The organism is Pseudoxanthomonas sangjuensis, from assembly GCF_010211755.1.
Classification (GTDB): Bacteria; Pseudomonadota; Gammaproteobacteria; order Xanthomonadales; family Xanthomonadaceae; genus Pseudoxanthomonas_A; species Pseudoxanthomonas_A sangjuensis.
Genome location: NZ_PDWR01000018.1, coordinates 1 through 20075, shown reverse-complemented (window position 1 = coordinate 20075; position 20075 = coordinate 1). Strand labels below are relative to the sequence as shown.

17 protein-coding genes are annotated in these 20075 nt (G+C 64.6%); 6 read left to right on the top strand and 11 right to left on the bottom strand.

Features of this window, described 5'->3' with window-relative positions:
• The first annotated feature begins 106 nt into the window (after nucleotides 1-106).
• Both CSC71_RS10470 and CSC71_RS10465 read left to right on the top strand, forming a co-directional pair.
• Nucleotides 107-868, top strand: coding sequence for a copper homeostasis protein CutC (locus CSC71_RS10470; RefSeq protein ID WP_162374321.1), 762 nt, complete (start codon nucleotides 107-109; stop codon nucleotides 866-868).
• Nucleotides 865-1830 (top strand): glucokinase, encoded by a 966-nt coding sequence (locus tag CSC71_RS10465; protein WP_162374320.1) that lies wholly within the window; start codon nucleotides 865-867, stop codon nucleotides 1828-1830. The genes CSC71_RS10470 and CSC71_RS10465 overlap by 4 nt, the downstream gene beginning before the upstream one ends.
• Before the next feature lie 102 nt (nucleotides 1831-1932).
• On the opposite strand, the gene CSC71_RS10460 is transcribed toward CSC71_RS10465, so the two are convergent.
• From CSC71_RS10460 to CSC71_RS10450, 3 genes are all read right to left on the bottom strand, one after another.
• A complete protein-coding gene (locus tag CSC71_RS10460; protein WP_162374319.1) occupies nucleotides 1933-2928 on the bottom strand; it encodes a carbohydrate kinase family protein in 996 nt (331 codons plus the stop codon).
• 33 nt (nucleotides 2929-2961) lie between these two features.
• Nucleotides 2962-4008, bottom strand: a complete 1047-nt coding sequence (locus tag CSC71_RS10455; RefSeq protein ID WP_162374318.1) for a LacI family DNA-binding transcriptional regulator — start codon at nucleotides 4006-4008, stop codon at nucleotides 2962-2964.
• Between the two features lie 76 nt (nucleotides 4009-4084).
• Nucleotides 4085-5122 carry a glycosylasparaginase gene (locus tag CSC71_RS10450; RefSeq protein WP_162374317.1) on the bottom strand — a complete coding sequence of 346 codons (1038 nt, stop codon included), beginning with the start codon at nucleotides 5120-5122 and terminating at the stop codon, nucleotides 4085-4087.
• A gap of 384 nt (nucleotides 5123-5506) precedes the next feature.
• Between CSC71_RS10450 and CSC71_RS10445 the strand changes: the two genes are divergently transcribed.
• The 4 genes from CSC71_RS10445 (at nucleotide 5507) to CSC71_RS10430 (ending at nucleotide 15066) form a co-directional block, all read left to right on the top strand.
• Complete coding sequence (locus CSC71_RS10445) at nucleotides 5507-8506, top strand: TonB-dependent receptor plug domain-containing protein (protein ID WP_162374316.1); 3000 nt, start codon at nucleotides 5507-5509, stop codon at nucleotides 8504-8506.
• A gap of 275 nt (nucleotides 8507-8781) precedes the next feature.
• Nucleotides 8782-11238 carry a GH92 family glycosyl hydrolase gene (locus CSC71_RS10440; RefSeq protein ID WP_246192144.1) on the top strand — a complete coding sequence of 819 codons (2457 nt, stop codon included), beginning with the start codon at nucleotides 8782-8784 and terminating at the stop codon, nucleotides 11236-11238.
• A 715-nt stretch (nucleotides 11239-11953) separates the two neighbouring features.
• The gene (locus tag CSC71_RS10435; RefSeq protein WP_246192142.1) at nucleotides 11954-12838 is read left to right on the top strand and encodes an AAA family ATPase; all 885 of its coding nucleotides are present in this window, start codon (nucleotides 11954-11956) and stop codon (nucleotides 12836-12838) included.
• A gap of 5 nt (nucleotides 12839-12843) precedes the next feature.
• Nucleotides 12844-15066 (top strand): S8 family peptidase, encoded by a 2223-nt coding sequence (locus CSC71_RS10430; RefSeq protein ID WP_162374315.1) that lies wholly within the window; start codon nucleotides 12844-12846, stop codon nucleotides 15064-15066.
• Nucleotides 15067-15117: 51 nt separating this feature from the next.
• Here the strand turns inward: CSC71_RS10430 and CSC71_RS10425 are convergent, their stop codons facing one another.
• From CSC71_RS10425 to CSC71_RS10390, 8 genes are all read right to left on the bottom strand, one after another.
• Complete coding sequence (locus CSC71_RS10425) at nucleotides 15118-16212, bottom strand: TrbL/VirB6 family protein (RefSeq protein WP_162374314.1); 1095 nt, start codon at nucleotides 16210-16212, stop codon at nucleotides 15118-15120.
• A gap of 14 nt (nucleotides 16213-16226) precedes the next feature.
• Entirely contained in the window at nucleotides 16227-16547 is a 321-nt protein-coding gene (locus tag CSC71_RS10420; RefSeq protein WP_162374313.1) for a hypothetical protein, read from the bottom strand.
• On the bottom strand, nucleotides 16529-16978 hold the full coding sequence (locus CSC71_RS10415) for a hypothetical protein (protein ID WP_162374312.1): 450 nt from the start codon (nucleotides 16976-16978) through the stop codon (nucleotides 16529-16531). The genes CSC71_RS10420 and CSC71_RS10415 overlap by 19 nt, the downstream gene beginning before the upstream one ends.
• Nucleotides 16979-17102: 124 nt before the next feature.
• The gene (locus tag CSC71_RS10410; RefSeq protein ID WP_162374311.1) at nucleotides 17103-17432 is read right to left on the bottom strand and encodes a pyocin activator PrtN family protein; all 330 of its coding nucleotides are present in this window, start codon (nucleotides 17430-17432) and stop codon (nucleotides 17103-17105) included.
• Nucleotides 17407-18402 (bottom strand): relaxase/mobilization nuclease domain-containing protein, encoded by a 996-nt coding sequence (locus tag CSC71_RS10405; protein WP_162374310.1) that lies wholly within the window; start codon nucleotides 18400-18402, stop codon nucleotides 17407-17409. Before CSC71_RS10405 ends, CSC71_RS10410 begins: the two co-directional genes overlap by 26 nt.
• Entirely contained in the window at nucleotides 18399-18929 is a 531-nt protein-coding gene (locus tag CSC71_RS10400; protein ID WP_162374309.1) for a hypothetical protein, read from the bottom strand. Before CSC71_RS10400 ends, CSC71_RS10405 begins: the two co-directional genes overlap by 4 nt.
• 175 nt (nucleotides 18930-19104) lie before the next feature.
• On the bottom strand, nucleotides 19105-19827 hold the full coding sequence (locus CSC71_RS10395; RefSeq protein ID WP_162374308.1) for a hypothetical protein: 723 nt from the start codon (nucleotides 19825-19827) through the stop codon (nucleotides 19105-19107).
• Nucleotides 19828-19859: 32 nt separating this feature from the next.
• Nucleotides 19860-20075, bottom strand: a 216-nt coding sequence (locus tag CSC71_RS10390) for an IS3 family transposase (protein ID WP_162373230.1), incomplete at its 5' end; no start/stop codon positions are given.

Genomic DNA, 20075 nt, shown 5'->3' with positions numbered 1-20075 from the left:
TTGGACCAATGCTAACGTGCATGCGCCTGCACGGAAAGTGCGCCCGGCCACATCCCGCCGCCGGACATTCGGAAAACTGGAGCAAGCAACGCATGAGGCAATACCCGTGAACCGGCCATTCCCGAACCCGGGGCCGGTCCTGGAAATCGCCGCCAATTCGCTGGCCTCGGCGCTGGCCGCGCAGGAAGGCGGCGCGGCGCGCATCGAGCTGTGCGCTGCGCTGGAGCTGGGCGGGCTGACCCCGTCGCCGGCGCAGATCGCGCTGGTGCGCGAAAGCCTGTCGATCCCGGTGCACGTGCTGGTGCGGCCGCGCGCCGGCGACTTCGCCTACAGCGACGAGGAGCACCGGACCATGCTGGCCGACATCGCGCACTGCGCCGCCGCCGGTTGCGACGGCGTGGTGGTCGGCGCGTTGACCGCGGATGGCGACGTCGACGTCGCGCGCTGCCGCGAGCTGGTCGCCGTCGCCGACGGACTCGACCTCACTTTCCCCCGCGCCATCGACGTTTGCCGCGATCCGGCCGCGGCGCTCGAGGCGGCCATCGAACTCGGCTTCGCGCGCGTGCTCAGTTCCGGCGGCGCGGCCAGCGCACCGGCGGGCAGCGCCCGACTGCGCAGACTGGTCGAACAGGCCGGCGACCGCATCGCGGTGATGCCGGGCGCGGGCATCGATGCCGGCAACATTGCCGCGCTGGCGGCCGCGACCGGCGCCCGCGAGTTCCATGCCTCGGCCAAGCGCGTGCTGCCGTCGCGGATGCGGTTCGCGCCGGCGGACGCGCTGGGCATGGCCGGCGGCGAGACCCGCAGCGATGCCGCCGAAGTGCGCCGCATCGTCGAGGCGCTGCGCCGCGCCGCGGAGGCCGCATGAGCGCCGCCTTCCTCGCCGCCGACGTCGGCGGCACCAACGCGCGGCTGGCGCTGGTCCGCGACCGCGGCGGCGTCGTCGTCGAACTGCTCGAGCAGCGCCGCTACCTGTGCGCCGAGCATCCGTCGCTGGCCGCGATCGCTGCCGACTTCCTCGCCGTCACCGGTGCGCGCGTCGATGCGATGGCGATCGGCATCGCCGGCGTGGTGCGGGGCGATGCGATCATCAGCCGCAACGTCCCGTGGCCGGTTTCGCTGGCGCAGATCCGCGCGCTGGGCATCGCCGAGGTCGCCGCGGTCAACGATTTCGTCGCGGTCGCGCATGCCGAGCAGTGCATGAACGACACCGACACCACGCTGCTGACGCCCGGTGTCGCCGGGCATGCGCCCGGACCGACCCTGGTGGTCGGCCCCGGTACCGGCCTCGGCGCCGCGCTGCGCGTGCCGGTCGGCGAGGGCACGCTGGTGCTGCCGAGCGAACCGCAACAGGTCACGCTGGCGCCGGGCAACGCGCGCGAACTGGCGGTGCTGCAGCACTGGATGCGGCACGGCGCCGCGCACGTCGGCATCGGCCACGCGGTGTCGGGGCCGGGCCTGTCGAACCTGTATCGCGCGCTGTGCGAGCTCGATGGCGCGCCGCCGCGCCTGCGCTCCTCCGCCGAAGTGACGGCCGCGGCGGAACAGGGCGACGATCCGCATGCGCGCGAGGCGGTGGCCGTGTTCTGCGGCCTGTTCGGCAGCCTGGTCGGCGACCTCGTGATGGTGACCGGCGCGACCGGCGTGTTCGTCGCCGGCGGCGTGCCGCTGAAGGTGAAGGCGCAGTTGCTCGCCAGCGATTTCGCCGCGCGCATGGTCGACAAGGACGTGATGCGCCCGGTGCTGGAACGCGTGCCGGTGCGCCTGGTCGACGATCCCGACATGGGCCTGATCGGCGCCGCAGCGTGGTATCTGGCGCGGAAGCTGTAGGAGCGGCGTAAGCCGCGACCGGGAACAACCCGGGTCTGCGAAACTGACCGCAAAGCGCCCGGCGATGGCAGTCGCGGCTTACGCCGCTCCCACAGAAATCAGTCACGCCGCCACGGGTTCGCCCAGCAGCGCCATCGCCTCCGCGTGCGTCGGCAGCGCGACGAACGCGCCGTGCCGGGTCACCGCCAGCGCGCCGCAGGCCGAGGCATAGCGCAGGCAACGCTCCAGTTCCGTCGGATGCGCGAGGAAGTCGTCGAACGCGCGCGCATCGACGCCTTCGCGCTGCAACTGCGACAGCAGGCCGCCGATGAAGGCGTCGCCGGCGGCGGTGGAATCGACCATCGGCACCCGGATCGTCGGCAACTGGCCGCCGCGCGCGCGCGCGTACCAGCGCATCGGCGCGGCGCCGTCGGTGACCAGCACCAGCCTGGCCGTGCGCAGCAGGCGGGCGACGATCTCGTCGTCGCCGTACCGGCCTTCCTTCAGGTACTCGAGTTCCTCGCGCGCCAGCTTGATGAGGTCGGCGGCCTCGAGCGCGCGCCACAGCACCGGCAGCGACGGCGTGGCGTCCGGCCACAGCACCGGGCGCAGGTTCAGGTCGATGCTGACCAGCGCGCCGGCGGCGCGCGCGCGCGCCATCCCCGACAGCGTGGCCGCGGCGATGTCGGCGTCGGTCAGGCTGTTGCTGCAGACATGGAACACGCTGGCCCCGGCGAAACACGCGGCATCGAAGTCGGCGTCGCGGAACAACAGGTCGGCGGCGGGCGGGCGGTAGAAGCTGAAGCTGCGTTCGCCGCCCGGATCGAGCGAGACGAAGGCCAGCGCGGTCTTCGCCGCGGCGGTGCGGCGCACGTAGCGGGTGCCGGCGCCGTGTTCGCGCAGGCTGTCGAGCAGGAAGTCGCCGAACATGTCTTCGCCGAGCATGCCGACGAATTCGCAGCGTCCGCCCAGTTTCGCCACCGCGACCGCGGCGTTGGCCGGGGCGCCGCCGGCGAACTGGCGGAACGTGCGCGTTTCGCCCGCGGCCGGCGTGCTGGCGAGGAAATCGATCAGTGCTTCGCCGAAACAGACGATGGTGTTGCGGGTGGCGGTGCTCATCGGCGCGCGTCCTCGCGGCCGTGGGGGAAGGCTTCAGGCGCTGGGCGCATGCGGTGTGCTCTCTCGTTCGGTCAGCAGCACGGGCACGATCACGGAACGGCGCGGGAGCGACGGCGTGGCGGTGCGCTGCAAAAGCAGTTCGGCGGCCTGGCGGCCACGTGCGCGCGGATCCGCGTTCAGCGTGGTCAGCGGCGGAATCCCGACCGCGGCCTCGGGGATGTCGTCGAAGCCGGTGACGGCGAAATCGACGCCGGGATGGCGGCCCAGCCGTGCCAGGCCCAGCATCAGGCCCAGCGCGACCGCGTCGTTGTAGCAGACCGCGGCGGTCGGCGCCGGCGCGTCGGCGAACAGCGCATCGGCGTGCGCGTTCGCCTCGATGCGGGTCGGCGCGGTTTCGATCATCCAGCGCGGATCGACCGCGATGCCGGCTCCGCGCAGCGCGTCCTCGTAACCGAGGCGGCGTTCGCGGCAGGAACTGGAATCGGCGTGGCCGCCGTAGAAGGCGATGCCCCGGTGGCCGAGCGCCAGCAGGCGTTCGGTCGCGGTGCGCGCGCCGGCGCGGTTGTCGAGGCCGAGGAAGTCGTAGTCGAAGCCCGCGGCCTGGTTCTCGACCAGTTGGCGGTTGAACACCAGCAGCGGCGTGTTGCGGCCGATCGCCAGTTCGATGTCGGCCGCGTCGCTGGCTTCGGCCGGCGACAGGATGATGCCGGCCGGATGGTGCTCCATCAGCGAACCCAGCACCTGGCGCTGCCGCGCCGGCGATTCGTTGCTGCTGCCGAGCAGGGTGACGTAGCCCTTCGCGCCGAGCGCCTCGTCGACGCCGGCGGCGAATTCGGCGAAGAACGGGTTGGACAGGTCGTTGATGACCAGGGCGACGGCGGAGGACACGCGCTGGCGCAGGTTGGCGGCGGCGCGGTTGTAGACGTAGCCCTGGCGCTGCATCTCCGCCTCGACCCGGCGCCGGGTGTCGGCGTGGACCAGCGGGCTGCCGCGCAGCACCAGCGACACAGTCGCGCGCGATACCCCGCAGGCGCGTGCGATGTCGTTCAGGGTAATCCTGCGTGGTCTATCCAAAGCCATTCCCCAGCCCGATTAGATCGATCTAATTCCCTTATCCTGCGACAAGCGAAGCTTGTCCGCAAGCCGCACTGCAACGTCAGGTCGCACCGAGCAGGCTGGGGGCTTCCACCTGGCGTACGCCCTCGGCCGTGGTGACCGCATAGCTGAACCCCGGTTGCAAAGCATAGCCGCCGAAGCGGCCGTCGCGGTGCAGGGCGACGAAAGCCATCTGCAGGTCCTTGCGCGGGGTCGGGTAGCGGCGGGCGATGCGTTCGATCGCTTCCTTGCAGGCTTGTTCCGGCGCACGCCCCTGGCGCATCAGTTCGACCACGGTATGCGAACCGCACACGCGCAGGCATTCCTCGCCGACGCCGGTGGCGCTGGCCGCGCCGACCTCGCCGTCGACGAACAGCCCCGCGCCGCTGATCGGCGAGTCGCCGACGCGGCCGCGCAGCTTGAACGCCATGCCGCTGGTGGTGCAGGCCCCGGCCAGGTGCCTGTCGTGGTCCAGCGCCAGGATGCCGATGGTGTCGTGGTTGCGCTCGCCGCCGGGCACGCTGCCAGGTATCGTGTAATGGTTGAGGCGCTCGATGTTCGGCTGCGGCCGGTACTCGGCGGTCTTCAGCCACTCGCGCCAGGCCTTCTCCGCTTCCGCGGTCAGCAGGTTCTGCCGCGGGAAGCCCTCGGACAGCGCGAACTGCAGCGCGCCTTCGCCGACCAGCAGCACGTGCGGGGTCTTTTCCATCACCCGCCTTGCCACCGAAACCGCGTGGACGATGTCCTCGAGGCAGGCCACCGAGCCCAGGTTGCCGAGGTGGTCCATGATGCAGGCGTCGAGGGTCACGTGGCCGTCGCGGTCGGGGTAGCCGCCCAGGCCCACCGAATGGTTGTCCGGGTCCGCCTCCGGCACCCGCGCGCCGGCTTCGACCGCATCCAGCGCACGGCCGCGCCGGGCAAGGATTTCCCACGCCGCCGCATTGGCGGCTTCGCCGAAGTTCCAGGTCGAAATCACCACCGGGCCGGCGCTCGCAGAAGCGGGGGCAGCCTGGTCGCCCGCGTGGGCGGAACGTGGACCCAGTCCCAGGGTGGCGGCGGTCAGGCCGAGCAACTGCAGGAAATTGCGGCGGGGAAGCATGGGATCGGAGCGCTCCGTGGTCGGTTTCCGCTCGTCGGAGGGGGAGCGGAGGGTGGGCTGGACAGTCGCGCCATTGGTTGGACAGGTCAACCTTTGTAAACGATTACTGTCTGGCATTTGGAATTAGATCGTTTCAGTATGTGACGAATATCACATTTTTATGAGTTCTTAGCGTCTATGTTTCGTCCTGAAACGCGGTCGGAGTGCCTGCCCAACACCAATGCGGGCAGTTTTTTTGATCGTTGTGGTTGGACCATTGGACCATTGGACCAGCCGGTTTCAAGTGTCGCCCCGCGCGGGGCTGTTCCGGGATTCCTTGCGCGGACGGGGGCAACAAGGGTGTTCAAACCAAACCACCGATTTCTTGGAGAGAGGGAATCCGCAATGACCTGCCGTAAATCGCCCAACCGCACCGTGCTGGCCTGCGCGCTGTCGCTGGCCCTGTGCGCCCCGTACGCCGTACTTGCGCAGGACGCGCAAACCGAGGAGAGCACGGAGCAGAAGGCCCAGGACGAGGCCAGCGACTCGAAATCGAAGACCCTCGACACGGTCACCGTCACCGGTTCGCGCATCAAGCGCGCCGAGATCGAAGGCCCGTCGCCGGTCACCGTGATCACTTCCGAGCAGATCAAGAAGGAAGGCTTCGCCACCGTCTACGACGCGCTGCTGACCCTGACCGAAAACCTGGGTGGCGTGCAGAACGACTACGACTGGGGCCAATCCAGCGTCAACGCCTCGCCGCTGAACCTGCGCGCGCTGGGTCCGGGCCGCACGCTGCTGATGATCAACGGCCATCGCGTCACCGACTATCCGATGCCCTACCAGGGCCAGAGCAACTTCGCCAACTTCAACAACATCCCCACCGGCATCGTCGAGCGCATCGAAGTGCTGACCGGCGCCGCGTCGGCCATCTACGGTTCCGACGCGATGGGCGGCGTGGTCAACGTGATCCTCAAGGAACACGCCGACGAGCAGCAGTTGCGCGTTCGCCTGGGCACGACCACGCGCGGCGGCCGCGATGATGCCGACATCGTGTTCTCCGGCGGCGCCAGCGGCGACCGCTGGAATGTCGTGTACAACCTGCAGCATTTCGACCGCTCCGAGTTCCTGGCCAAGGAGCGCCCGTTCATGGACGCCGAGGACGACAGGGATTACGCGACCTGGGGCGTGGCCGAGCGCGCGCTTGGCATCGCGAAGTTGACCCCGTATCCCGGCATCCGCGTGCGCCAGCCCGGCAGCGTGGAGTCCGTTCCCGGCGTCGGCGGCGTGACCCGCACGGTGGCTCCGCCGGCCGGCGCCTGCGAACAGTACGGCGAGCTGTTCTATACCTTCCAATACATGGGTTACGACCTGGCGACCAGCCAGCCGTACGCATCGGCCAGCACCATCTGCGCCCAGCGCGTGTTCCAGAACTGGGCGCTGCGCACCGGCAGCAAGGACGATTCGGGCTACCTGCGCGGCACTTACGATTTCACCGACAGCCTGCAGGGCTGGGCCAGCGTGGGCGTGTGGAGCTCCACGGGCAAGTTCAACAGCTTCCTGGACGGCTTCGGCAGCGGCACCTACTGGGATCCGCGCGCGACCAACCTGGAGACCGGCGCCACGGGCGGCGCCCCCCGCGAAATCCTGAAGTTCATTTCGCCGGAGGAAATGGGCGGCCAGGCCGACATCCTGACCCTGTCCAAGGAGCTGGCCACCGACATCAGCGTTGGCTTGAAGGGCACCCTCGCCGATCGCTTCGACTGGGAAGCCTCGTTGGGCCGCGCCGATTACGAAGTGAAGGAAAGCTTCCCGACCCTGAACCAGGGCGACATGTTCGACTTCTTCATGGGTCCGCAGCTGGGCACGGTCGACGGACTGCCGGTCTACACGCCGGACTACGACAAGGTCTGGAACCCGCTGACGCCGGGTGAGGTCGATGTGTTCTCGCGCCGCGGCGAGAAGAAGGCCGAGTCCTGGCTGACCCAGGCGCAGTTCGTCCTGTCGGGCGACCTGTTCGAAGGCTGGGCGGGCCCGATCGGTTTCGCGGCCGTGCTGGAAGCGGCCAAACAGGGCTACAAGCTGACCCCGGATCCGAAGACCCTGGAATGCGATGCGGACTGCTGGTACACCCCGTTCGGCAATATCGAGCAGGGCGGTGGCGAGCGCAACCGCTATGCGGCCGGCCTGGAGCTGCGCGCGCCGCTGCTGGAAGAATCGTCGCCGCTCGGCTCGCTGACCGCTGACGTCGCCGGTCGCTACGACAAGTACGACGCCGTGCGTGACGGCGCCAAGACCACCTGGCAGGCGGGCATGGAATGGCGTCCGTTCAAGAGCCTGCTGGTCCGCGGCACCTTCGGCACCACCTTCCGCGCGCCGGACATGCACTACGTCTACGCCAAGCCCAGCTCGGGCATCTCGGATGCCACCGACTACGTGGCCTGCTCCAACGACCCGAACCGGGTGGAGAATTTCTGCTCGCGCGACACCTACAAGATCGAGGACGCCACGGTCAATTTCGGCGGCACCCCCAACCTGAAGTACGAGGAAGGCGAGGGCACGACGGTCGGCCTGGTGTGGGACGCCTTCAAGAACTTCTCGACGTCGCTGGATTACTGGAAGGTGACGATCAACAACGAAATCCGTCCCACGTCCATCGATGAACTGCTGTACTACGAAGCCGTTTGCGCCAAGCCCGGCTGGACCCCGGACGGCGCCACGCTGGCCAACCCGCCGACCAGCGAATGGTGCGAACTGGCGAGCGAGCGCATCATCCGCAACGGCCCGGCCAACGTGGCGGGCAACGTCATCATCAACACCCAGCCGATCAACCGTGCCGAGAAGCAGGTCAGCGGCTTCGACTACACCGCGCGCTATGCCTTGCCGGAAACCCGCATCGGCAGCTTCAACTTCGGCCTGAACTACACCTACATGCTGACGTACAAGGAGCGCAACCTGCCGACCGAGAAGCTGGTCGACAACCAGAAGTACCAAACGCGCAGCAAGATCACCGCCAGCGTGAACTGGAACTGGGAGAAGTGGAACGCGACGCTGATGATGTACCAGAAGTCCGGCGGCCGCGACAACCGCTGGGGCGGCTGCCTGCCGTTCGAAGACGGCACCGTTCCCAGCACCCGCGTTAACGACGAGATCTGCCGCGAGGACAATGAGGACAACGTCCACTTCGGCGAAACCACGGCCCGCCACTACGCGCGCCGCGAGCCGCGCCGCTACTTCAACGGCAGCGTGGGTTATGCGTTCACCGACGACATCAAGCTGAACCTGTACGTCAACAACATCTTCGACAAGATCTACGGCGACAAGTGGTGCGGCGACTTCGCGTACTGCATCGACGATCCGACCGGTCGCGACGTGGCCCTGGAGATCGTCTACAAGATCAAGTAAGTAAAGATCGCGGCCCTCCACGTGATCGCACGAAGCCCGGCTCTGCCGGGCTTCGTGTTTCCGGGCGGTGCGGCCACTCCGGCGCATCGGCACCGCCGCGGACCAGTCAACGAAACTCCCTTTTAGATCGTTCTAAATTGTGATACACAACATCCCCCAGCGGCTTGCCGGCGACCGTCGGCTGCGGGTCGCACGATGGGAAGGAGACGGCTGCCGCGGTGCGGCGGCCGGGCCATGCACGGGCCACGCGGCCCACGAAATCCGAGTTGGAGCGTATGGGTAAATTCGGCCTGTCCGCCGTCGCCGGCGAATGCAAGGCGATGGTCCGCACCGCGGCGCTGGCCGCGGCCTTGTTCGCAGCACCGCAAGCGATCGCCGCCGAGGGCGCGGATCCCGCGGCGCTGGTCAATACCTTCATCGGCACGCAGGACGAGGGCAACACCTTCCCCGGCGCATCGGCGCCGTTCGGGATGATCCAGGTCAGCCCGATCGGCTCGCACTACGCCGGCTGGCGCAACGGTGACGAGAAGATCCGCGGCTTCGGCCGCAACTTCCTGTCCGGCGCCGGCTGCTGGGAACAGGGCGGGCAGGCGTCGGTGCTGCCGGTCACCGGCGTGATCGGCCCCGGCGGCGACTTCGACACCACGGACGCGAAGAACTTCGACCACAGGAAGTACGGTTCGCGCTACACCCACGACGGCGGCGCCGGCCAGGCCGGCTACTACAAGGTGCGGCTGACCGACTACGGCGGCATCGACGTCGAGGCCACCGCGCTGACCCGCGCCGCGGCCGAGCGCTACACCTTCGCCGCCGATGCGAAGACCGGCCACGTGTTGGTCAACGTGGCGCAGGCCAACGAGAAGCACCGCGTGATCGGCAGCCAGGTGCGCGTGGTCGGCGACCGCGCGGTCGAGGGCAAGATCACCACGCTCAGCTTCTGCGGCGGCCACCAGTACGCGACCTGGTTCCGCATCGAGTTCGACCGCCCGTTCAAGGCCTTCGGCGTCTGGGGCCAGGCCGGCGGCACGCCGGGCGCGCGTTTCAGCATGGAAAGCGAGTACGAGCCGTACAACGGCGCTTGGCTCAGCTTCGACCTCGGCAAGAACCGCAGCGTCACCGCGGTCAGCGCGATCTCGCACGTCGACGCCGAGGGCGCGCGCAACAACCTGCGCGCCGAAGGCATGAAGAACGGCAAGCTGCTGTCGTTCGACGCGATGCGCAAGGCCGCGCAGCAGGCGTGGCGCGGCGAACTGTCGAAGGTGCGCATCGAAGGCGGCAGCCACGACGACCGCGCCGTGTTCTACACCGCGCTGTACCACGCGCTGCTGCAGCCGCTGACCGGCAGCGACGCCGACGGCCGCTACCGCGGCTACGACGACGAAATCCACGTCGCCGATGGCTGGACCTACTACGAGTTCTGGTCGCTGTGGGACACCTATCGCTCGCAGAACCAGTTGCTGGCGCTGCTGGAACCGCAGCGCGCGCACGACATCGGCCGCAGCCTGCTGGCGATCGACGCGCAGGGCGGCTGGTTGCCGAAGTGGGGTTACGCGAATTTCGACACCAACACGATGAGCGGCGACCCGGTGACGCCGTTCCTGGTCGACCTGTGGCGCTATGGCGCGCTGAAGGGCCTCGAGGCCGACGCGTGGAAGGCGTTGCGCAAGAACGCCTGGGGCGTGCCGCCGCTGGAATCGCGCCACGAAGGCCGCGCCGGCAATGCGAACTACCTGAAGGAAGGTTTCGTGTTCTTCGACCGCACCTTCCCGGCCAAGGGCATGGACACGGATCCGGCCAACGGCGGTTCGGCGACGCTGGAGTACGCGCTGGCCGACTGCTCGCTGGCGCTGATGGCCGGCGCGCTCGGCCACGAGGACGACGCGGCGGCGCTGCGCGCGCGCGGCGGCAACTGGCGCAAGGTCTGGGATGCGCAGCTGACGGAGAAGGAATCCGGCTTCACCGGCTTCCCGCGGCCGCGCATCGAGGGCGGCGACTGGTTCACCCCGCCGACCGGCAGCTACAGCCCGCGCTCGCACTACGGCTTCCACGAAGGCACGGCGTGGCAGTACCAGTGGCTGGTGCCGCAGGACCTGCCGGGCCTGGAGAAGGCGATGGGCGGACGCGAGAACATGCTGCGCCGCCTCGACGAGTTCTTCGCCTACGACGACGTGCAGGGCGATCCGCAGGGCGGGGCGCGCAAGGCCTGGGTCAGCGGCGCGTACTCGTACTACGGCCAGCATCGCTACAACCCGAACAACGAACCGACCATGCACGTGCCCACGCTGTACAGCCTGCTCGGCCAGCCGTGGAAGACCGCGACCGTGCTCAACGCGGTGCAGACGCTGTTCACCAACGCGCCCAACGGCGTCACCGGCAACGACGATCTCGGCACGATGTCGGCGTTCTACCTGTTCGGCGCGATGGGCTTCTCGCCGCTGATGCCGGGCAGCGGGCAGATGCTGTTGCACCCGCCGCGCTTCGACCGCGTCGAGATCGACCTGGCCGGGGGCAAGCGGCTGGTCGTCGTGGCCGACGGCGCCGCCACGCAGCGCCCGGGGTACATCGCCGCCGCCAGTTTCGACGGCCAGCCGCAAACCGCGGTGTGGCTGGACATCGACCGGCTGAAGCAGGGCGGTACGCTGGAATACGAGCTGGCCGCCGAACCCGACACCGCCGGCTGGGGCACCCGCGAACAGGATGCGCCGCCGCCGGCGTGCCCGGTCGCGCCGTAACCGCCCGCGCAGGCGCCGCCGCGAAAAACCCCGCCGCAAGGCGGGGTTTTTCGTCGGCCGCTACAATGCGTGGATGTCCCCCGCCCGCGCCCATGCCGAATCGATCCAGCTGTCCGTCGCGCCGATGATGGACTGGACATTGTAGTCATAATTCTTCTTCAAGATCATGGTGTTACGTAGGTCTCTACGTGGTACGTAGCAAAGAAGCTGCGTCCAAATCTGTTGACCGATCTGATCAATACACGTCGCTTCGGTGTAATCGGCTGCCCTGTCATGCCAAGTGCCTGCGCGTAGACCTGACTGCGGCGGCATAAAACACCCCCTCGTTCCATGTTGCTTGACCTTGGCGGCGGTAGCCGTCAGGGGAAGGGTGGCAATTGCTGCTTGCATCTGAGCAAACTTGTGAGACTATATATCTCGCCCACTTAGACATGTTTTAATATTCAATATGAATCAATATGTTACGGAAAAAATGGGCGAACTGGAGACGCTGCCTGACGAATTAGTCCAGCTTGCGAGGCTGGCCCTTACGGATCAACCGGAAGATGCGCGCCTGTACTTGGCACGACTCGTCCGTCGGTACAGGACGAAGCGGCCTGAGCTTGCGCGTGAGATCGAAGGACTTTTGAGGGCTCAACCAACAAGGGCCGGTGGAGCACTCAGGCGCGCAAGCGCTGTTGAGTCGCCAGTGCTCCCAGTAGACGGGGAGTCGCGTATGCCTCTTTTGAAGGTGTACCAGGACGCCCCCACCCTTGAGGCGCCGATGCTTGCGGATAACGTGCAGGCGTCACTGCGTCAACTGATCGATGAGCGCATCCACGTTCAGAGGCTTACCAAGGTAGGTCTGACTCCAACGCGCTCCGCGATCTTCGTTGGTAGTCCAGGTATTGGAAAGACTCTGTCTGCGCGCTGGCTTGCTGCTCAGATGCGGCAGCCGCTCTATGTGCTCGACCTAACTACTGTGATGAGCAGTCTACTGGGTAAAAGCGGCAGCAACTTACGAGCTGCGCTGGACTTTGCAAAAGCTCAGCGGGCCGTATTGTTACTGGATGAAATCGATGCGATAGCTAAACGTCGTGGCGACGATAGCGATGTCGGCGAGCTGAAGCGACTAGTGACAGTCATGCTCCAAGAGGTGGAAAGCTGGCCGGCGGATGGCCTTCTCCTCGCAGCAACCAATCACCCAGAGTTGATTGATCCTGCGATGTGGCGCCGTTTCGATCTGGTAGTGAATTTCGGTATGCCATCACCGTCAGCGGTTGAGGCGGCTATTGAAAGATTTCTGGAGCAGGATCGCTTGGCCTTCTCCAAGTGGGTAGAGGTTCTTTCGTTTGTTCTAAGGAACGATTCCTTTAGCGACATCGAAAGAAGCATCCAAGCGCTCCGTCGACGAAAAGCGCTTGGCGCCTCCGCAGAATTGGTAATGGAAGAGTTTGTTTCAGCGCGTGCGACGGATCACTTGGATCATGAAGAGAGAAAGGAACTGGCTGTTCTGTTGTCGAACGAAACACGCCTGTCCCAGCACACAATAGCCCAGCTCACCGGGGTGAGCCGGGACACCATTCGCAAGCGAATTCGGGCCCAAACCTCTGAAAGGTAATCAAGATGAGTGCGACTAACTTCCTCATTGGTCGAGCGGAACTGCTGACGCGTGATATCAAGGGGCCAAGGCGTGGCCCGCCGCCTGCACCCGTATACGGCTTCGAGGAGGCGTTGGGCTATATTCGACCCCAGTTTCAGCAGACTGCGCAGGATTTGGCGCGTCTGCCAAGCCAAGCTTGTCCGGAAGATTACGCAGTCGCAAAGCTCACCTTGAATCCTGCGTATATAGCGAAGTCCTACTTTCCACGGGCTATGCTGGTGTCGGCTGGGTTGGAGTCGATAGGCAGTCGCCGGGTCCGCGAGAAGCCTCGAAAGTGGCGCAAGAAGGCAACACCGACCGAGACGGATACAACCCAGATATTCGTCGCGGGAAAGCGATCTTCTTTTCTGAGGTTGGCTGATTGGGCTGGCTTGCAAGCGGAAGGTACGGACGAGGCTCTACAACTGGCGCAAGTGGAAGCCTTTGCTCCTTTGATGCCTGGTGACCGCATTAAGGGTGTCGCGGACCCAACTCGATCCGTTTATGAGGTGGCTCTGCATCTTCTGCCTGATGACGATTCGGGGTTCATTCAAGAGGCCTTCTTCAACTACGTTCATGAGCTTGGTGGGCACGCTCATACTGAACTTGCTCTCACCAGTGGAAACTTGTACTTCATCCCTGTTGAGATGGAAAAGGCCGCGCTTACAGCGCTGGCGCAGTTCAGTTTTGTGCGCGTTGTACGGCCAATGCCGAAGTTGCGTGCTATGCGCCCTTTCCCACGAGTGGGAAAGAATGCAGTAGGCTGCAAGTTGCCTAATGTGCAGCCTCTTTCGGCGGAACCCCGCGTCGCAATCTTGGATGGCGGACTGCCGGAAGCGCATCCGCTGGGACCGTGGCTTAAGGACTACCAGAAGGGAGATCCGAGCGCCGCAGATGATCCTGATGGGCTGGACCATGGCCTCGCGGTTACATCAGCATTCTTGTTTGGCCCAATTAGGCCAGAGGATGTGGCTGAACGTCCCTATTCGTACGTCACTCATCGACGGGTGCTCGATGCAGCGATTGAGCAAGAGGATCCTCTCGAACTGTACCGAACGCTTGGACTTATCGAGGAAGTTCTTCTCAGTCGGAGCTATGAGTTCATCAATCTCAGTTTGGGTCCTGACCTTCCTATCGTCGATGATGACGTTCATGCTTGGACATCCGTCATAGACGATCATCTGAAAGACGGTGCCACCTTCATGGTGGTTGCGGCTGGGAATAACGGTCAAGCAGATCACGAGTCTGGGAACTCTCGTGTGATGGTGCCATCAGACTGTGTTAATGCAATCGCAGTGGGAGCGGCTGACGGGCAGGCGCCTGATTGGAAGCGTGCCAATTACAGTGCGATCGGGCCAGGTAGAAGGCCCGGCTTTGTGAAGCCGGATATGGTGGCGTTTGGTGGTTCGCCTTCTACGCAGTACTTCCATGTGTTGGCGGAAGGGAGCAAGCCAGCGCTCGCGCCAATCTATGGAACCAGCTTCGCGAGTCCTTACGTGCTGCGCACGGCCGTCGGCATCCGCTCGGTTTTGGGTACAGATCTGAGGCCCCTTGCCATCAAGGCCCTACTGATCCACTCAGCTGATCGCGGAGAGCGAGCCCAGCGAGAAGTTGGTTGGGGACAAATACCGCCTGATCTTGCGTCAATCATCACGTGTGGACCGGGTGTTGCACGTATCGTTTATCAGGGAGAGTTGAAGCCGGGCAAGTATCTACGCGCACCGCTTCCATTGCCTAAGGATGGCTTAAAAGGGCGAGTCAGGCTTAAGGCAACATTCTGCTATGCGTCTCCCACTGACCCACAAGATGCGTGCTCGTATACACAGGCCGGTCTTGAAGTGACTTTCCGTCCTCATTCTGGCAAGAGTGCGAAAGAGGATGCGCAGGATCCAAATACACGCAGCTTCTTTAAGACTGCCAAGTATGCCGACGAGAATCAGCGTAGATCTGATGATGGGAAGTGGGAAACCGTCCTTCATGATGCGGATAACATGCTTGGCTCTTCGTTAAACGAACCGGCTTTCGATATCCATTACAATGCCAGAGCTGGCGGAGACGCAGCTAAGCGTGCAGGCAAGATACCCTACGCTCTCGTTATTACTATCGAAGCGCACCGGCATCCTGATCTGTACAACGACATCCTGCGTGCATATGCCTCGGTTCTATCGCCAATCGAGCCGCAAGTGTCGTTGCCAATCCGGATTTGAGCCTCGCCGGCGTCGTTTCGCGGCGCCGGCGAACTCAACCAAATAGAAGGATCAGCCGGCCGTGACGGTGTTGCGAGGCGTGGCACGCCTTCGTGCCATCTCAAGCCCCTTCTTCACGACGTAGTTGGTCGCTCGGCTGGCACCGGTGGCGGTCGCCCCCACGGCCTTTCCGATCACATTGTTGCTGGAGGTCAGTGCCCGCTTTGAATGGCCTGTAGCGAGCATCCTGCCAGCCCCTGCGCCAATTGATGCGAGTCGTCCGATGGCTCCGCCCGCGCTTGCAGCAGCACCACCGCCGAGCGCCGCAGCGACGGCACTCATCTGGCACATCACACCTATAACCACAGCTGCCATGGCGATCGCCTTGATCGATGCCATCAACAGTTCCGCCGTGCCCATCGTCGTCATGTACTCGAAGAATTTTTCGAGGAACTTGAACATCAGTGCGGCCGACAGAACGACAAGGATGACCTTGAAAGCGTAATTCACTACTTGGCCAAGCCAGGCCTCGAACCATCGCTGGGTTGCAGGAAGAAGGGCGAACAGAATGAACAACGGCCCGACGGCGAGGAGAACCGTCAATAGCAGGCTGGCAACCAGGATCAGGAAAGCCGCGACACCGACGGTGAGCACGACGATCGTAGCGAGCAGGATTGCGATGCCCTGATACAGGAGTCCCTCGCTGCTGACGCCCATCAGGGACTTCGAGTTCATGACAACGCCCTCTTGCCACGGCCTCTGCGCTACATCGAAGCCGCGAGCTGCCGCCTCATCGAGCATGGTGGACATGGAATTGACGTCGTCCCCGATCGGGTTGCTTCCAGGAAGAACGATCTGACCAGCAATCTCCATCGGGGCCTGCATGAAGAACTCGCCGACCACGCCTTGGTAGATCCCCGCCGTAAGCGCGAGGCCGACGATGATGCACATGCGGATGATCCGCCTCATGCCGTCGGTGAAAGGCTCGCTGATCTGCCCGGAAGCCATCGCCACGCCCCAGAACAGGACGTAGATCGTCAGGCAGGCAACGGCGGGCCCGGCGATGATTGCGATGATGTTGGTGCTACCCTCGACCATGAAGTTTTGCAGCGCGGGTTGTATGTACTCGAAGAGGAATCCCGCGATTCTCAGAGCATCTGGTTCCATGTTTCCCTCCAGCGTTAATGGCGCCGGGCTTCGGCGGTTTCGGCCAGCGCCTGGGCGGCGTCATAGCCGTTGGCCTGGGCCTCTTTCGTTGTCATGCAGCGGCCCAGCTCTTGCTGCACCAGGCAGGCCTTCGACTTCATGCGAGCATCTAGCGACGGTTGCGCCAGGCACTCGCGCTCTGCAGCGATTCGGTACTCTCGGTTCTTCGGGGCCGTCAGGGTGAGGCAGTCGGCGATAGGCCCATTTGAGGTATCAGATGTCTCCGGGTCAGGCTTCGAGCAGCTGGTGACGCCGGTGACGAATAGGATGAAAACGATCAGAGTGCGGTAGCGCATGGCGGCTCCCCTCCCTTGAAAAGACCCATGGCATGGGCGATCCAGCCGATTCCCAGACCGACGTTGAGCACGGCAAGGAGGAAGATGAAGGTCGGGTCGATGGCGCGAAGCTGCGCCAGAAGCATGAGAATCGCCGGCAGCAGGAGGGCGCCCAGGACGAGCACTGCACCTACGATGCGATTGAAGATCAAGCCTGCCCGCAGCAATTCGCGGTAGAACACTGTGCCCATGGCGAGCATTGCGAGTGCGGCGATCCAGAAGCTGATGCCACTGGTCAACCAAGCGCCAACGGACATCGTCGCGGCGATGACGATCGGGCGCGTGAATCGACTGTGCCAAACGTCGAGATCACTGGGACCAGGTTTGCCGGTACTGATGATGGTCGGCCTGACCGTGATGACGACAGGCTCGGATTTCTTATCCAGGGACATAGGTCCGCTCCTTGTGCAGTGAGATGCCGGCTGAATGCGGCCGGGGTCGCAATGGAGGGATGCCTGGAAGCTTTGACCTTGTGGTCGGGCGTGACCCTTCACCCGTCATGCAACTGCTGGTGGATCAAGACAGCTGATAGGAGGGGCCGTTGACCTTCCGCCATTCCTGGAGCGCTTGGCGCCGCTGGTTTTCGAGGTAATCGGCCAGGTCTTCCACATTGACCAGCCACGGCGACTTCTGGCTTCCACAGCGGAAGGCCGGCACCGGAAGCGCGGCGCGCGCCGCGCGTTTGGCAGCTTCGTCCGGCGAGTAGCCGAATAGCTCCGCGCAGCGGGCGAGCGGCACCGTCGTGCTGCCGTATTCGATGGCAATGAGGAACATCCTCATCGCGCGGCCGGATTCCCCTGACTGGAGACCGGCCAGGTCTTCAAACCGTCCTTTCGGGGTTCGCATGGTCCTGGTCCTTCTGTTGTTGGAGGTGTTGGCGTAACTGCTTCTGGAGCTGCATCCGTTCGGTCTCGGGCGCTGGTATCCGTGCCAGGAACTGATGGATCTGGCGTGCGAGGCTTGGCCCAGCTTCTGCTGTCGAACGCGCGAGATCATCGGCAAGCTGCTTCCAGTCCTTGCGGGTCTGCAGCTGCATGCCTGTGACGGACTGATCGAACTTGCTCGCTGCCTCATTCGATCGAGTCACGGCCATCAGGGCTTCGCGCACCTTCGCTCTCTGCACGGATGACCGCTTGGCCTTGTCGGCGTGCAAGACGGCCTGTTTCTTTGGCTTGCGGACCACGCCACGGACGCGCCTGGGCGTGGCCTCGGCTGCGATGCCGCGTTGCCTACAGGCCGAGGCGAAGGCGACGCGCCAAGCCTGCAGGTCGTCCCGCTTAGGGTTCAGACGCTGTCCGGCGAACCCGAGCGAACGAACCGTCAGGTGGCAATGCGGGTGGTCCGTGTCGTCGTGCCGAACCAGCAAGTAGGAGTAGCAGTCGCCAAAGGTTTCCCGGCCGAACTGGCGTGCAGCATCCAGGAGCTTGTCTCGATCCGTCCCCGGCGGCATGGACAGGACGATGTTCACCGTATCCCGGCTATTGCGGCGCCGATTGAGCGCGCTGCCTTCCATCCATGCCGCGGCGGTTTCCTTGACCATCCGCCGACCGATGACCAGTCGGCCGCTTTCGTCTTCGGCCGTCAGCTCGCCGTTACGGGTGATGTAGCGCAGGTGTTCTTCCACATGCTTTGCGCCCTTGGCCTTGCCCGAGATCCGCACCATCACTTCCGGAGTGCGAGCAGTGACCCGGGCGATGGTCTGCAGGTCGTCAGCCAGGGACGAGCGCCGCCGCTTGCCGTTGGGGTCGGGTGCGCTTTTCCGCCAGCGGACAGGGCCGCGCAGCAGGCGGTCCAGGGATTCGAGCGGCTGGCTCATTCCCAGCCCTCCTTCGGTCCCCAACGTACGGTAGCCGTCTCGATCAGGCGCCGGATTTGTTGGGTCAACGCATCGACTGCGATCGCCGTCTCCCCCACTGTTTGTTGGCAGTCGGCGAGGTGGAGGTGGTGGCCTTGGTGAAGCGAGCGGACGAGCTGATTGAGATTGATGCCGACCATGCCGACTTCATAGGTGGCCCTGGACACGGCCTCGAACTCGACCGGAAGCAGTGTCGGCGCATCGAGGAAGCGCGACCGCAACGTTCCAAGAACGATGCTCGGCCGACTGGTATGGGCATTCCGGGCCGCTTGGGTGACGGCTTCGTAGAGGCCTGGCGTCACTCCGACGGAGATGCGCAACGAGCGTCGATCCTCCACGTCCTTGTTGACGGGCCCGCTGGGGTTCATCCGAACCAGGGTCGCAATGACCCGCCGAAGCAGGGCTGCCTCCGTCACTCCAGATCGCTTGGCCAGAGCGTGAAAGGCTTCCTTTGTGAAGCCGTCGAGCGTGGTTTCTACACGAGGCATGTCTGGCCCTCATGCAGTCGCGGAGCATGTGGGGAGTGGGGGCACCGGGAGGAATCCCGGGGAATCGCACACGATTCCCTATCCTGCCCTAGCCCCCACAGATGCTTTCGAGTCCAGCATGCTGGACTCGCCTGAATGATATGGCCGCATGCGACCTGCTGGATGCGAGACCTCTTCACGCAGTGCTCCTTGCGCGGAGCAGTGCCGCAACCGTTTCCATATGCTTCTTGGCAGTGCTAGGGTCGGCGGGCTTAAGGCAAGCACGGGCGGCGGCGCGATCGGCAGCTTCACGGGCGTCACGGATGCGTCGTTCCCGTTCACGGGCAATGTCGATGCCGTGGTTGCTCTCGAAGGTCCCCTGACTCTTGGCGACCCGAATGAAGCTTTGAAGTAGGCGTAGTGGATCGCGGCTCTTTCGCAATCCCTTTCGCTCGTAACCCTCAGCTTCGTCCAGCACTTTCTGATCGAGTGGGGCATCAAGGCAAGCGACAAGCGCCAGGGCCGTTTCCTGCTCTTCTGGCGTGTAGCTCCGAGGTGGGATCAGATCATCGACGTGCGGTGTGCCACCGCTGTCACACCGTTTGGTTGTTGAACTAACAACAACAGCTTTTGTGGTTTCCTCTGCCAAACTGGCAGCCCGCCCTGTCATCTCACGGTCTGCCAAGTTGGCAGGGCATCTGGTTTCAGGACTATCCCGCTCGTAGATGCCACGGGCTGCCAACTTGGCAGAGCGTTTCGTGGCCAGTTGGTCATCTGGCACGGCGCCTTTGTAGTGAGCGGCCAGGTTCAGCCTGTACTCGCTCGCGACCTGCCTTCCGCCTTGGAACCGCTTCGTGCGCGTGACGAGCCCATACTCCTCCAACTGCTGCAGCAGGCGGAAGACGGTTCTCTCGCCCATGCAGCACTTGTAGGAGAAGTGGGAGACGGGTTCTACCCCGAAATCACGGACGGTTGTAAAAGGGCTGAGAACTTCTGGTCTTGCCTGGCGACCCTTCGTCGCATCCTCGGGTTGTGGAACCGCTCGATGTATTCGAACACATCAGCCCTCGCGGCATCGAGCGTTGGGTAGGTCATGCGGTAGACCCGCTCGCGCTTGAGCAGGCCGAAGAAGCCTTCGCACGCGGCGTTGTCACCGCAGTGGCCCAC

Coding starts and splice junctions, on each gene's coding strand:
- CSC71_RS10465 (WP_162374320.1), top strand. CDS start 865: ATGAGCGCCGCCTTCCTCGCCGCCGACGTCGGCGGCACCAACGCGCGG.
- CSC71_RS10460 (WP_162374319.1), bottom strand. CDS start 2,928: ATGAGCACCGCCACCCGCAACACCATCGTCTGTTTCGGCGAAGCACTG.
- CSC71_RS10455 (WP_162374318.1), bottom strand. CDS start 4,008: ATGGCTTTGGATAGACCACGCAGGATTACCCTGAACGACATCGCACGC.
- CSC71_RS10450 (WP_162374317.1), bottom strand. CDS start 5,122: ATGCTTCCCCGCCGCAATTTCCTGCAGTTGCTCGGCCTGACCGCCGCC.
- CSC71_RS10445 (WP_162374316.1), top strand. CDS start 5,507: ATGACCTGCCGTAAATCGCCCAACCGCACCGTGCTGGCCTGCGCGCTG.
- CSC71_RS10440 (WP_246192144.1), top strand. CDS start 8,782: ATGGGTAAATTCGGCCTGTCCGCCGTCGCCGGCGAATGCAAGGCGATG.
- CSC71_RS10435 (WP_246192142.1), top strand. CDS start 11,954: ATGCCTCTTTTGAAGGTGTACCAGGACGCCCCCACCCTTGAGGCGCCG.
- CSC71_RS10430 (WP_162374315.1), top strand. CDS start 12,844: ATGAGTGCGACTAACTTCCTCATTGGTCGAGCGGAACTGCTGACGCGT.
- CSC71_RS10425 (WP_162374314.1), bottom strand. CDS start 16,212: ATGGAACCAGATGCTCTGAGAATCGCGGGATTCCTCTTCGAGTACATA.
- CSC71_RS10420 (WP_162374313.1), bottom strand. CDS start 16,547: ATGCGCTACCGCACTCTGATCGTTTTCATCCTATTCGTCACCGGCGTC.
- CSC71_RS10415 (WP_162374312.1), bottom strand. CDS start 16,978: ATGTCCCTGGATAAGAAATCCGAGCCTGTCGTCATCACGGTCAGGCCG.
- CSC71_RS10410 (WP_162374311.1), bottom strand. CDS start 17,432: ATGCGAACCCCGAAAGGACGGTTTGAAGACCTGGCCGGTCTCCAGTCA.
- CSC71_RS10405 (WP_162374310.1), bottom strand. CDS start 18,402: ATGAGCCAGCCGCTCGAATCCCTGGACCGCCTGCTGCGCGGCCCTGTC.
- CSC71_RS10400 (WP_162374309.1), bottom strand. CDS start 18,929: ATGCCTCGTGTAGAAACCACGCTCGACGGCTTCACAAAGGAAGCCTTT.
- CSC71_RS10395 (WP_162374308.1), bottom strand. CDS start 19,827: ATGGGCGAGAGAACCGTCTTCCGCCTGCTGCAGCAGTTGGAGGAGTAT.